This window comes from Staphylococcus simiae, from assembly GCF_017357005.1.
In the GTDB taxonomy this organism is placed as follows: domain Bacteria; phylum Bacillota; class Bacilli; order Staphylococcales; family Staphylococcaceae; genus Staphylococcus; species Staphylococcus simiae_A.
Genome location: NZ_CP071589.1, coordinates 590,756 through 604,896, shown reverse-complemented (window position 1 = coordinate 604,896; position 14,141 = coordinate 590,756). Strand labels below are relative to the sequence as shown.

Here is a 14,141-nt window from a genome sequence, read left to right as displayed (position 1 = left end):
AAAATACTGATTGATCAACATTTTGAAAACCAGACAGTTACTGACAAATGCTTAATTTTAAGTGTAAAATGATTTTTGTCCCGGACTACCAAGTAAATTAAATCATAATATGAAGACTAATAGTCCCATATCGTGCGAAAAAATATATTACCCTCCTATTATAATATATGTTCCCTATCGCACGATATGGTGGTATTAGAACTTCTCTTTGAACGCAGTGAAAAGCTAGAAGTTCTTATGCAGTTTAGCTTAAACTGCGATTCATTACTTGCTCTTTGAACGCAGTGAAAAGCTAGAAGTTCTTATGCAGTTTAGCTTAAACTGCGATTCATTACTTGCTCTTTGAACCCAGTGAAAAGCTAGAAGTTCTTATGCAGTTTAGCTTAAACTGCGATTCATTACTTGCTCTTTGAACGCAGTGAAAAGCTAGAAGTTCTTATGCAGTTTAGCTTAAACTGCGATTCGCTGCTTGCTCTTTGAACGCAGTGAAAAGCTAGAAGTTCTTATGCAGTTTAGCTTAAACTGCGATTCATTACTTGGAAATGATAATTTAATAATGTACACTTTTGACTGTTTAAGTATGTACAATCTGTAAAATTTAGAGATAATTTTATTGAGGTGAATAACAATGAAATTATCTTTAGATATAAATACAGATTATGAAGTTACAACTCTTTCAGATTTACCAAAATTAAAAATTGTTATGGAGAGCTTAAACATGAAAATTAATAAAAGTGAAATCGCAAGACAAATGAATGTAGATCGAAGAACAATAGATAAATATTTAAATGGCTTTAAACCTTCGGTTAATCGAAAAAAACAATCTAAAATTGATCCCTATTATGATTTAATAAAAGAATTGTTGTCTGAAGAATGTGAACAGAAATTCTTTTATAAACGCGTGTTATGGCAATACCTTAAAGATAATCATGGTCTAAATTGTGCGTATTCCACATTTAGAACATATATAAGAAAACATGATTTATTCAATAATTATTTTAAAAAAGGACGACAAAAGTCAACGCCTGTTGGAACAACTAGATTTGAAACAAAACCAGGTTGCCAAGCTCAATTTGATTGGAAGGAAGATATAAGATTTAAAACGAAGGATCATCAAGAGGTATCTTTAAATATTGGTGTTTTACTCCTGTCATATTCACGCTTCAAAATTATGCAAGTTACGATGAGTAAATCATTAGATGTATTACTTAATTTAATGGTTCAAGCTTTTGAATCTATTGAAGGTGTTCCAGAGGAACTTGTTACAGATAATATGAAAACAGTGATGAGTCAACCTAGGACTGAAACGTTTAGTGGACAAGTTAATCCTAAATTCAAACAATTCGCTGATGATTTTAATTTTAAAGTGAAGCCGTGTATAGCTGGTCGTCCTAGAACGAAAGGTAAAGTTGAATCCATTATGAAAATATTAGATGAAATTCATGCCTATCAAGGACAATTATACTTACATGAAATTCCACAATTTATTGACGAATTAAATGATCGTTTGAATTACTCAGTGCATAATGGGACAGGAAAAATACCAATTATTGAAGTAAAAAAAGAAAAGAGCTTCTTACAGCCATTACCCAATGTCCATGTAAGAAACTCATATAAAGTAGAACATAAATATTTGAAAGTCAATCGTTCGAATATGATTACATATCGCTCCAATCAGTACTCAGTTCCTGCTGAATACTATGGAAAAACGGTTGAAGTTCAAGTTTATGATCAACGTTTGTTTGTTTATTATAACACCAAATTAATCGTTGAGCATCCTATTACCCATCATAAATTAAATTATCAGCAACAACACTATTTAGAAACGCTAGCTGTCTCCTATGGAGACCATGATGATATTAATCAGCTGGCCTTAGATAATTTAAAAACGATAGGAGAGATGTATGATGAATAATATTACTAACTACCAACGTTTAAAAGATAATCTGTCATATCTAAAAATGAATCAAATGATTACTCATTTAGATGAAGTGATAGATTTTAGTATCACTAACGATTTATCATTTATTGATACTTTAATTAAATTGAGTGATTATGAAATCGCAGTTAAAGAAAAGAATATGATTGAATCAATGGTTAAGGTAGCAGCATTCCCTTTTAAAAAGGAACTGTGCGACTTTGACTTTTCATTCCAACCTAACGTCAATAAACAAGAAATCGTAGATTTTACTCATTTACGATTTATAGAAAACCATCAGAATATTGTCTTTTTAGGTCCAAGTGGTGTAGGTAAAACCCATTTAGCTACATCAATTGGTATGTCAGCAGCGAAAAAAGAGTAAGTACGTATTTCATTAAATGTCATGATTTAATACAAAATTTGAAAAAATCTCAATTAGAGAATCGGTTAGAAAATAGACTCAAGCACTATAGTAAATATAAATTACTAATTATTGATGAAATAGGCTATTTACCTATTGATAGTGAAGATGCCAAACTCTTTTTCCAACTGATTGATTTAAGATATGAGAAGAAAAGTACCATTTTTACTACAAATATTAATTTCAATTTATGGAATGAAATATTTGAAGACCCTAAAATAGCTAATGCCATTTTAGATCGCATATTACATCACTCAAATGTCATAAAAATAACTGGGAAGTCTTATCGGTTAAAAGACCATTTTGTGAAAGTTGAAAAGACAGAATGACATTTTTGTACATTCTTAAACAATCATTTTTGTACATTCTTTTATTGACATTTACACATTACTTGCTCTTTGAGCGGAGAAACTTATCACTTAGTGCAGAAGTGTTAAGTATTAATACCATTAAAAGCTATAAATAATCTGATACTTTGAATATGGCCTATCAAAGTATCACTAGCTACGGATTCCTCCCCCGTAGAATTTTAGGGAGTGGGATAGAAATAATTTTTCCATAACAAATTATTTTGTAATCCCACCCCGGCAAGACTGACTAGGTATGTAAAACGTTGATTTTTCAACATTTTACATACCAGACAGTTACTGCCAAATGCTTGAATTTAAGTGTGACATGTTTTTGTCCCAGTCTCTTTATTTAAATTTAAAATCGAGTAGGAGGATAACCATTATTTGATTATCCGTCCTCTCACACCACCGAGCGTACGGTTCCGTACTCGGCGGTTCAATATCTTGCGTAAGCCGTCTCTGCGAGTTGGGTTAATGGTTCTAACCCCCACTTGTAGAGACGTTTTGTTGTAAGTGCACGATGAACTTCATGCGTTGATGATAAGCGCCAGTATTTCTTTCTTGAATTGGCAATTTTCATTGCACTCTTATGGTCAAGTCCATACTTACGTAACATCTTATATTTGGTTTTTATTCTTTTCCATCTTTTGAGGATTAGTTGTCTAATGCGTCGGTTTAACCATGATTGTAACTTCGTTACAAAACCTGTAATAAATCCTTTACCAAAGTAATTTATCCACCCTCGTGTTACTTGATTAATTTCTGATATAATCTCTTTAAAGGTACCTGGTCTATTTCGTTTCGTTAGACGTCTTAAGGTGCGTTTTAAATTTCTTCTTGCTTCCATAGTCGGTCTGAAACGATAAGTGCCATTTACTTTGGTCATTAGACAACTCAAGAACTTTAAACGTGTGATAGAACCTACCTTGCTCTTTTCACTATTTACAATAAGTTTAAGGTCTTTTTCGATAAACTTTGTCACACTTTCCATGACACGTTGACCCGCTCGTTTTGTACGTACAAAGATGACGAAGTCATCTGCATAACGAACAAAGCGATGACCACGTTTCTCCAATTCATTATCTAATTCGTGAAGATAAATATTACAAAGTAACGGGGAAATAACACCACCTTGCGGTGCACCTATTTCTCTACTTCGATAATTACCATTGAGGTCGATTGCACCAACCTGTAGGCTTCTACGAATAAATTTAGAAATGGCTTTATCTTGAACATGTCGTTCAAATAGATACATTAATTTATCATGGTTCAACATATCAAAGCACTGTTTTAAATCACAATCAACTGCAACTAAGTAACCTTCTTCATAGTATGTTGCACATTCTTTAAGTGCAGTTCCTGTACTACGATTCGGTCTAAAGCCATGACTGTGTTTTGAGAAAGTACGGTCGATACTAGGTTCAATGACTTGTTTAATGGCTTGTTGGATAACTCTGTCTCTTGCGACAGGGATTCCAAGCACGCGCTTTTTCCCATTTGATTTAGGTATTTCAACCTTTCTTACTGCTTGTGGCTTATACGTGCCATCAAGCAGTTTTTGTTTAATTTGTGGAAAGTATTTTGCGAAATGTGATGTTAATTCACTTACTCGCATGCCATCGATGCCAGGTGCACCGTTGTTTTTCTTCACTTTCTTAATTGCTTTTTGTATATTATTCTCTCTTACAACAAGCTCCATCATAGATGGAGACTCACGATACATTTCTTTCATTTCACCTAAGATTTACTGTACGCACTCATATATCCTTTTTCGTTCCACTACTTATCTTTCTATGAGTTGCCAATCATTAATTGTATTCTGTACGTTGTAAATCTCTAACCTCCATTCTTTACTTTGTATGAATATTGTTCAGTCCTTCAGTATTTCTACCTACTATGACCTCTGCTGACTTCTCATCATTCGTTATTACTACGATTTTTTTTATCGCTGATGAGACCTCCCCGGGTAAGAGTAACCACTTTCCACTCATTCCACTGCATCATTTACTATATAGAACTCGGGTAGTATCGGACTTTATCTTGTATTGCAGATTCATCCATTCCACATAGCCTTGTATGATATTTCTGTTCGTCAGTGCGAGTGTTTGCGTCCGACTTCCTTCAGATTCCATTTCACAATGGACACCCTTGTCTTTCGCTAACAGTTCCTACTACCAAGCCTGTAACGGACTTTCACCGTCTAGTAATTACCCATGCCGGGCGCACAATTAAAAATAGGGTTGATAGAAAATAGCTTACCTATTTTCTATCAACCCTATTTATTATAAATCCTTAATCATCCGCTTCAAATGCATATAATTAAATAATTCAAATATATGATTTAAGTCATACTATCGACAATAACCATTTCATCATAATTGATTGATTCTCTTAATTTTAATGCTGTTCCTTCTGAAACTTCATCACTATCAATTAATTCCCTTAAAATACGTCGTTGCTCACGTAAAGCATTTAATTTAATTTTAGTTATAGTATCTTCATTTTCTGAATTAAAGAAGTTACTTGGTGTTAAATTATCAATTCTCATTAGATAACCATCACATACCATACCTACTTCTAGTTTGTTATCATTATTAGTCTCTTTTGCTAAACGACTAACTACATTATAATGAACCATTTTATTAATTTTATTAAGCTCCATTAAGTTATCAGTGACACTAAGGGAAGAAGCTGAATTAATTCTTGTTTTAACTCTACGTTTTAATAAAGCCCCTCTTGCAAGTACGATCATCCTTCTAATTAATGATGCTTGTCTATAAACTTGAGTTCTTTCTGCATAACGCATGTAGTTTTCAAGAACACTATTAGTAATATCACCTTTATCAACTAGTTCTTCTAACGTTTTTGTTTCTACATTAAAAGCAATTTTTTGCAAACGTTCTAATTCTTTAGAGTTTTCATCGTCTTTTTCAACAGTTTTTAAGAAGGTTAACTTGTCATGATACTCTTTAATTACATTCCCGTAACGATAACTTGTTTCGAATGTTGACTTCTGATTTAAATAATCTATGACATGTTCTAGTATATAAATCCTTGCTTGTTTAAAGGTCATATTACCAATAACAATTTTTGGTGCCGGTTTAGTCATCAGTGGTAATAGTACTTGTGCAATAACTAAACTAATAATTACCATCCCTGAAGCGATAAAAAGTAAATCATTGCGGAATTCAAACGTATGATGTCCAGCTAAAAAATACGGCAAAGTTAGCGCAATGGCTAATGATATTGTTCCATGAACACCACATAAAGTCATAATTAAGGCATATAAACTTCTTTTTGGTGGTTTATCAGAAGCCAACTTATCATCATCGTCTTTGGTCATAATTTTTTGGAATGGACTAACTGGTAAATAAAAATTCGGATATAAAATATAAACCCATAAAAATCTAAATAAATACACAGCCAGTGCAATTAATAATGTAATTCCTATCAAGAATATTAAATTATGTGGTTCTGTTTTAACAATGTTAACGATAACTTCTGGAACCAAAAAACCTAAAATAGAAAATACAAAGCCATTTAATACATAACCTAAAATATTCCAGGTATGATTATAACTCATTTGTAATTGCGTACGTACTTGACTAATTCTATCTCGTTCAAACCCATGTACCAAACCTGCTATAACGGCTGCAATAATTCCTGACGCATGGAATAATTCAGCTATTAGATATGTAATAAATGGTGTTAACAATTGGATAATAGTAAACATATTTATATTTTCATATCCACGGCGCATAAGCGTTAGACGGAATCTTACCAACGCTATCCCTATTAGTAAACCAACGATAGCTCCACCTAAAGATGAAATAATAAATAATTCAATTGCATCAATTGGTGAAAAGACTCCAGTAACGAGTACTCCTACTGCAATTTTAAAAGAAATAATACCTGCAGCATCATTTAATAATGATTCACCTTCAAGTATTGTCATTGCACCTTTAGGTAATACTTTACCCTTAGTAATCGCTTGTACTGCCACTGCATCAGTTGGACATAGTATAGCTGCAATCGCAAATGCTGCACCTAATGGTAAATCTGGCCATATCCAATGTACAAAGAAACCAACACCAATAACGGTTGTGATCACTAATCCTAATGCCATCATCATTACCGGTTTAATATATTTACGTAAATGTACTCTAGATACATTTACACCTTCGACAAATAGTAATGGTGCAATCATCGTTACCATAAATAATTCAGAATCGAAATTAAATTCTACTGGAATAGGTGTAATAAATAATAACATTCCCAAGAAAATTTGAATAAAAGCAAGAGGTACTTTAGGTAAGAAAGTATGGACGAAAGAACTCATTATAACTACTGCAATAAATATCAATATTGTCTCAAATATTTCCAAACTTTCACCTCTCTATAAAGATTTAATTGCAACATAAGTAACAAAATTAATAGCTACACTTCCTAATATCATCACATGTCATTAAAAAATGTTTATTTAATTGTCACTACTTAAATTTACAATCACTTACTATTATTTTATCATTATTTTTCTGAATAAATAAACAACTTGCTTGTAGTCCTTACTATTTTTTTGTCAAAATTAGTCTAAAATAAAAAACGCTATCAAGATAACTTCCTTGGATAACGTTTTACTTATATTTAGTATTTAGATATGCTTATTTTTTATTTTTTTGATACCAATATTGTCGTCTTTGTTCTCTTATTTTAGCTCTATGTCGCCGTTCTTTATCTGTATTTTGTTCATTTGAACTTAATAAAATAGATGCATGCGTATTAGCGTCATCTTTTCTATACATATATGAACCGTTGCGATACGCTGCTCGAGCTATTAAATGCATTCCTACCGGTGATGTTAAATTAATAAACACGATTGATAACAATAATCTTACACTAAAAAAGCCACTATTCATTATAAAATAAATTAACACACCGATAAGTGTCAATAATACTGATAATGTGGAACTTTTAGTTGCTGCATGACTTCTTAAAAAAACATCTTGGAATTTAATAATACCTATAGCACTTATCAATGCGATGATACTGCCCAGAAATAACATAATTGCCGATAGAAGACTAACGATTTCTTTTACTAGTTCCATTGAAAACGCGGCCCCCTCCAATAAATCTCGATATTGATACAGAACTTACAAATGAAATAATTGCAATTAACATAATAGAATCTAGAAATGACACTGTGCCCATTAGAACGCTTAGTACACCTACTAAAGACATAACAACTGCACTGGTAGTATCAAATGTCACAACTCTGTCTGCAGTTGTAGGACCTTTAATTAATCTAAAAAGACATAACAATAAGGCTATACCAAAAATGATTAAAGAACTAATAATAAAAAAATGTGTTAATGTTTCAATCATCGTGACACCTCCAAGATTAAATCTTCATATTGCTTAATACTTCGTAATAAACTCTCTTTATCTTTCTCGGAAACGTCAATGCTATGAATGAAAAATTTACGAGAGTCTTTAGATATTCTTATGACAGTAGATCCTGGAGTGATAATAATTAAAATTGTTAAAAATGTAATAGCCCAATCATTAGTTAATCGTGTTTCATATGATAACAAACCTGGGTTCATATCCTCCGTTTTAAACAAAATATAATTAATAGTACTAAAGCTAGAAGTCACAAGTTGATACAAGTATACTCCTAAAAATTTTATAAACACCCATATTTTACGTAGATAAAATTCATTACTAAAAAAGCGATGTAAAATATAAATAACGATTAAGCCAATGATATATCCAGAGAAGAAAGTTGTGAGTTTAAAGTGTTCTTCATCTTGAAATAATACCCATAAAAATGCAATGACTATATTTAACACAATTTGGTTCATTTATCTTCCTCCTCTAGATGAGAATTAATCAGTTGATGATATAAATGATCATTGGTATTTAATTGAGTAGCATTAGTTGTCACATTTAAAATCACTGGTGCAGCTACTCCCATAAAAATAACAGCGGCAACTAATACGCCTAATATACTCTTACGTTGTAAAGGAATTTTTTTGAATTCTACTTCTTCGCCATCTTTATCACCAAAATACATATAAAAGAATATTCTAAACAAACTAAACATAGCTATTAAACTAGTAACAATCATAAGCGTTAAGCCAATATAATTCCCATTTTGTAAAGCACCTTGAAATATAAGTAATTTTCCTGGAAACCCACTAAATGGTGGAACGCCGCCAATAGCAAATATCATGATAACAAAAGCTACACCAAAGAATGGTTCTTTCTTAGCTAAACCTGATAAATATTGAAATTGTCGATAGCCAGAAATATAAACTAAACTACCTATAATAAAGAACAATAAAGTTTTAACAACAATATCATTTACAAGATAAAAGATAGCACCATTGATGCCTGAAAATGTATTTGTTCCTAAGCCAAGAATAATAAATCCAATAGATAGAATAACTTGATAAGCCGCTATTTTCTTAATATCTTTATATGCAATGACACCAAATGCTCCAATCACCATCGTCACACAGGACATGACTACTAATAATGGATGAGTAATATTAGTATGTTCATCAAACATTAACGTAAAAAATCTAATTAACGCATACGCTCCAACTTTAGTCATAAGTGCAGCAAATAAAGCTGCTAATTCAGTATTTAACACTGCATAAGCTTTTGGTAACCACATGAAGATAACCAGTGATGCTTTAGCACTAAATGCTACTAAAAAAATAAGTGAAATCATTGTTACAGTTTGATTATCTTGCATATCATTTAATCTCATCGCAATATGTGAAAAATTTAAAGATCCTACGGTTTTATATAATAATCCAATGCCCAATAAAAATAACCATGAACCAATAATATTAAGAACAACATAAATAATAGCAGCACGTAATTGTTCAACAGATTGACCTAATGTTACTAAAACAAATGAAGCTAATAACATAATTTCAAACATGACATATAAATTAAATAAATCTGATGTTAAAAAGGAGCCTATCACTCCAACACTTAAAAATAAAATAAATGATGGTAAATGATAACGATTGGCTCTACTTTCACTACGCCCAAATCCATATGCCATAATTAAAGTAATGACAAAGGAAGCGGTTGTGACCATTAGTAAACTTAATGAATCTCCTAAAAATTGAATACCAAATGGTGCTTTCCAACCACCAAAATCTAAGGTGATTGGTTTATGCTGCATAACATAAACTAAAAGTCCTAACGAAATAAATGTAGTTACAGCCATCGTTCCTATATATAAATACTTAGATAAACGATCTTGATTTTTTAAGAAAATTAAAATTAATGCACAAAGGAAAGGTAATAACATCGGTAAAATTATTAAGTTACTTAGCATCATCTTCCCCCCTTAATCCATCAATTTCATCTTCTTTAGTTACTTTATATGTTCTATAAACGAGTACTAATAAGAATGCTGTCATACCAAAACCAATAACAATTGCAGTTAACACAATTGCTTGCAATAATGGATCAACAAACAAATCATTTCCATTAGTTATTAATGGTTCTGCTCTATTCGAACCATATTTCCCCATACTCATAATAATCAAATTACCAGCATGTGTATAAATTGATATCCCAATGACGATACGAATTAAATTGACTGATAAAATCATATACGTACCTATAAATACTAAAAATCCTATAACAAGTAATAATATTAAATTCATGTTTGTTCACCACTCAATGCCAACATAACTGTCACAATCACACCTACGACGGACAATAATATACCTAATTCAAATACTGTAACTGTAGTTACGTGAATGCTTCCAAATAGTGGGATTGCTATTGTTGCATCATATTGAGATAGGAAGGGTTGACCAAAGAATGTTGGTGCTATTGCAGTTATAACAGACATTAATGAACCAATACCCATAAGTGCTTTAAAATCGATTGGTAAACTTTCTAATACATCCGACACATTAAATGCCAAAAACATAAGAATAAAAGCTGAACTAAAAACCAAACCGCCTATAAAGCCACCACCTGGATTATCATGACCTGCAAAAAAGACATAAAAACCAAATGTTAATAGTATAAAAACGACTAACTTCGTGATGGTCTTTAACACAACATCATTCTCTTTCATCTTGACCCCTCCTATCTTTGTAATTTAATAATGTATAGATTCCTAATCCTGCGATAATTAAGACAAGTCCTTCAAATAGTGTATCCAATGCTCTAAAATCACCTAAAATAGCATTAACTATATTTTTACCGCCTGTTAATTCATATGCTTGATGATAAAAAGTTGATATAGATGCCATACCATCAGCTTGTTGTGCAACAAATATTAATGACACAACTGATATTGCCATGACTAATGCCACACCAATTTTAATTGATTCTCTTTTAATATTAACCTTTGATCTTGGAACGTTAGGTAACCTTGAAAAACCAACAATAAATAATATCGTTGTAATTGTTTCTACTACCAATTGTGTTAAAGCTAAATCAGGTGCTTTCATAGCGATGAAGAATAATGTCACAACAAAACCGATAATACCGTTCAAAATAACCATCGTTAATCGTTGTCTAATAAATACTAATGATATACCTATTACAACAGTTACAATTGCTAAAATGATTTCTAATGGTCCAAATTGTGATACATGTAATTGGTGCACTTTTGGAAATCCAATGCGAATATAGCCATACATAATAATCATCATAAAAACGACTAATGTTGCAATAATATATTGATTTAAACGATCTTGCATTAAGCGTTTTATACTGTGTGTAGAGTAAATTTCAAAATATCTATAAACTTTTTCATAAGCTTTAGACATAGAAATACTACGCATTTTACCAGTAACAATTGTCTTCCAATCTATGGCACACGCTAAAATCAAACCAACTACAATAATCAAAATCGTAAATATTAACGGTAAATTAAAGCCATGCCATTGGGATATATGTGGTGCAAGCTGATCTACTTGTTTCCCTATTCCAGTTACATTTCTTAAAGCAGGTTTAATTAGACTTTGACTAAATAAATTTGGAATAACGAATATAATAGGTATTAATACCATTAAAATAATGGAAGGTATACTGAATAGCCACGGTTCATGAATATTCTTCCTAGGTAATTTAGTTTTATCAAATTCACCCCAAAATGTTTCTTTTAACATATACATTGCATAAGTAAATGTGAAGATACTCGCAATAACTCCAATGGCAACAATTATAATCGTTAAAGTTAAATCAAATTGTTCTAATTTAATTGATTTAACTAAACCATCTAAAAACATTTCTTTACTTAAAAATCCATTTAAAAATGGTACACCAGCCATAGATAATGCAGCTATAGACATTACAATATTCATTTTTGGAAATAAGTAACGCATACCATTTAATTTTCTAATATCTCTTGAGCCTGTTTCATGATCTAAAATGCCAACGCCCATAAATAATGCACATTTAAAAATGGCATGATTCATCAAGTGGAATAAACCTGCAAAAAGAATAAGTGCATATATTGACGATGAAGCATCATTCGTGTGTTGAGCAAAGCCACTACCTAATCCTACCATGGCCATAATCATACCTAATTGACTAATTGTAGAGTATGCTAGAATACCTTTTAAATCATAATTTCTTAATGCAGTTATCGAACCAAACAACATTGTGCATAATCCTACAAATGTCACAGTATAAATATAAAAATTACTAAGACCTAGTAATGGAGTAAATCTAAATAATAGGAAGATACCCGCTTTAACCATTGTTGCAGAATGTAAATAAGCACTAACTGGCGTAGGCGCTGCCATTGCTTTAGGAAGCCATGTATGAAATGGAAATTGAGCAGATTTAGTAAAAGCACCTAATAAAAACATAATAATCATCGGGATAAATAATGGTTGGTCTTGAATATCGTCTGCACGAGATAATATTTCTGTAATCGTATTCGTACCAGTCATAATATAAAGCATTATAAATCCAACTAGTAATGCTAATCCACCAAATACAGTTATCATAAATGATTGAATCGCACCAAATTGACTATCTCCGTTGTCATACCAATAAGAAATAAGTAAAAATGATGATACACTTGTTAATTCCCAAAATACGTACATTAAAATAGTATTATTTGCTAAAACAATACCTAGCATACTAAACATAAATAACGTTAAATATATAAAAAATCTAGGTAGATCATCTGTTGAAACAGATAAATATTGAGTAGCGTAGAAAAAAACTGCAATACCAATTAATGAAATAATTAAAGCAAACATGATGCTTAAACCGTCTAATCTTAAATCAAGATTGATATCTAATGATGCCATCCACGGTAATTTTACTGTTAAATAGTGTCCTGCTATTACTTTGGGTAGTTGTATTATAAAATATACTGATGCAAGTATTGGTCCAATCATGGCAATATAGCCTGAAAATTTAGACCAATGTTTATTTGCCATAGTAATAGCTATCGCTATAATAACTAAGACAATTGCACCTAATAAATAAGCTAAAGTCATCTAAAATCTCCTTTTCTCTATAAATTTAATGAAATAAAAGTACATTGTTCATCATCTACATCTTTTCCAATGAATTTTAAAGTTTCTATAGAAGTCTGATGTCCTAAATATTTTTGTATTACCGAAATAGGAATCCCATTTAAATAAGCATGTAAAGCAAATGTTTTGCGTAAAGTAGTTAAACCAATATGTGGCACTTCCGCTTCAATAGCAGCTTGGTGAATAATTCTATAAGCTTGTTGTCTAGATAATATTTTATGCGTGCGTGTCGATTGAAACATAAAATCTTCATCATTTAACGCTTCAACTTCTATATAACTTAATAATTCTGAAATTAAATTTTCAGGTAGCTTGACCTTAATATTCACAGCTTGTTGGTGACTAATTATATGTAAACCTTCATTTTCAACTAACGACTTAACTTGTTGTACTGTAAGCGTTAATAATTCACAAACTTTATATCCTGTATGTATAGCTAGTTTAAAAAATAAATAATCCCTCAAAGATTTTGCTTTAAGAACCTTGTACATTTTTTCTATATCTTCAATTTTTTTAATTGGCTCTACTTTATTCATATATCCCCACAACTTTTAAGTGTCTTAATCAATAATCAATCATAATTAAGTTACATTGTTTTATTACCGTTCAGCATTTTTTTAAACATTATTTTTAAAAATATTGGCTCTTTTTTCATTTTGTAACGATATATAGTATGAAAGGAGGTCAAAGTTTATGGCAGATATTAATCAAGTAACTATTGTCTTAACATTAGCTAAGCAAGATACTGATGGAAAAGTAACAGAATTTAAACGTCGTTTCAGTAACATCAATCCTCAAGTATCAAACGATCAAATTAAGACGTTCAGCTCTATCATTGAACGTCTTACTGGTGAATCTTACTCAAAAGTAGAAGTTATCAAATCTATGTCAATTTTATAGGAGGTTAT

12 protein-coding genes and 1 pseudogene are annotated in these 14,141 nt (G+C 31.2%); 3 read left to right on the top strand and 10 right to left on the bottom strand.

Annotated elements, in window-relative coordinates; all coding sequences use genetic code 11:
* The first annotated feature begins 628 nt into the window (after positions 1–628).
* Positions 629–1,915 (top strand): IS21 family transposase, encoded by a 1,287-nt coding sequence (istA, locus tag J3R86_RS02665; protein WP_207516747.1) that lies wholly within the window; start codon positions 629–631, stop codon positions 1,913–1,915.
* A pseudogene (istB, locus tag J3R86_RS02660) lies at positions 1,908–2,671 on the top strand (IS21-like element helper ATPase IstB). The gene istA and the pseudogene istB overlap by 8 nt, the downstream one beginning before the upstream one ends.
* A 457-nt stretch (positions 2,672–3,128) precedes the next feature.
* Here istB and ltrA read toward each other — a convergent pair.
* The 10 genes from ltrA to J3R86_RS02610 form a co-directional block, all read right to left on the bottom strand.
* Positions 3,129–4,415, bottom strand: a complete 1,287-nt coding sequence (gene ltrA, locus J3R86_RS02655) for a group II intron reverse transcriptase/maturase (RefSeq protein ID WP_207518488.1) — start codon at positions 4,413–4,415, stop codon at positions 3,129–3,131.
* Positions 4,416–5,033: 618 nt separating this feature from the next.
* Complete coding sequence (locus J3R86_RS02650) at positions 5,034–7,076, bottom strand: cation:proton antiporter (protein ID WP_207517938.1); 2,043 nt, start codon at positions 7,074–7,076, stop codon at positions 5,034–5,036.
* Positions 7,077–7,353: 277 nt separating this feature from the next.
* Positions 7,354–7,797, bottom strand: coding sequence for a Na+/H+ antiporter subunit G (gene mnhG2 / locus J3R86_RS02645; RefSeq protein WP_207517937.1), 444 nt, complete (start codon positions 7,795–7,797; stop codon positions 7,354–7,356).
* Complete coding sequence (mnhF2, locus tag J3R86_RS02640; RefSeq protein WP_207517936.1) at positions 7,772–8,074, bottom strand: monovalent cation/H+ antiporter complex subunit F; 303 nt, start codon at positions 8,072–8,074, stop codon at positions 7,772–7,774. The genes mnhG2 and mnhF2 overlap by 26 nt, the downstream gene beginning before the upstream one ends.
* Positions 8,071–8,553 carry a Na+/H+ antiporter subunit E gene (gene mnhE2, locus J3R86_RS02635; protein ID WP_207517935.1) on the bottom strand — a complete coding sequence of 161 codons (483 nt, stop codon included), beginning with the start codon at positions 8,551–8,553 and terminating at the stop codon, positions 8,071–8,073. Before mnhE2 ends, mnhF2 begins: the two co-directional genes overlap by 4 nt.
* Entirely contained in the window at positions 8,550–10,049 is a 1,500-nt protein-coding gene (gene mnhD2, locus J3R86_RS02630; protein WP_207517934.1) for a Na+/H+ antiporter subunit D, read from the bottom strand. The genes mnhE2 and mnhD2 overlap by 4 nt, the downstream gene beginning before the upstream one ends.
* Positions 10,039–10,383: an NADH-quinone oxidoreductase subunit K gene (mnhC2, locus tag J3R86_RS02625; RefSeq protein ID WP_207517933.1), complete on the bottom strand. Its 345-nt coding sequence runs from the start codon at positions 10,381–10,383 to the stop codon at positions 10,039–10,041. The genes mnhD2 and mnhC2 overlap by 11 nt, the downstream gene beginning before the upstream one ends.
* Positions 10,380–10,805 (bottom strand): monovalent cation/H+ antiporter subunit B, encoded by a 426-nt coding sequence (gene mnhB2, locus J3R86_RS02620; RefSeq protein WP_207517932.1) that lies wholly within the window; start codon positions 10,803–10,805, stop codon positions 10,380–10,382. Before mnhB2 ends, mnhC2 begins: the two co-directional genes overlap by 4 nt.
* Positions 10,792–13,194, bottom strand: a complete 2,403-nt coding sequence (mnhA2, locus tag J3R86_RS02615; RefSeq protein ID WP_207517931.1) for a DUF4040 family protein — start codon at positions 13,192–13,194, stop codon at positions 10,792–10,794. Before mnhA2 ends, mnhB2 begins: the two co-directional genes overlap by 14 nt.
* 17 nt (positions 13,195–13,211) lie before the next feature.
* Complete coding sequence (locus J3R86_RS02610) at positions 13,212–13,769, bottom strand: tyrosine-type recombinase/integrase (RefSeq protein ID WP_207517930.1); 558 nt, start codon at positions 13,767–13,769, stop codon at positions 13,212–13,214.
* Positions 13,770–13,926: 157 nt separating this feature from the next.
* Between J3R86_RS02610 and sroA the strand changes: the two genes are divergently transcribed.
* Complete coding sequence (gene sroA, locus J3R86_RS02605) at positions 13,927–14,133, top strand: sigS mRNA-stabilizing protein SroA (RefSeq protein ID WP_207517929.1); 207 nt, start codon at positions 13,927–13,929, stop codon at positions 14,131–14,133.
* Positions 14,134–14,141: the final 8 nt, after the last annotated feature.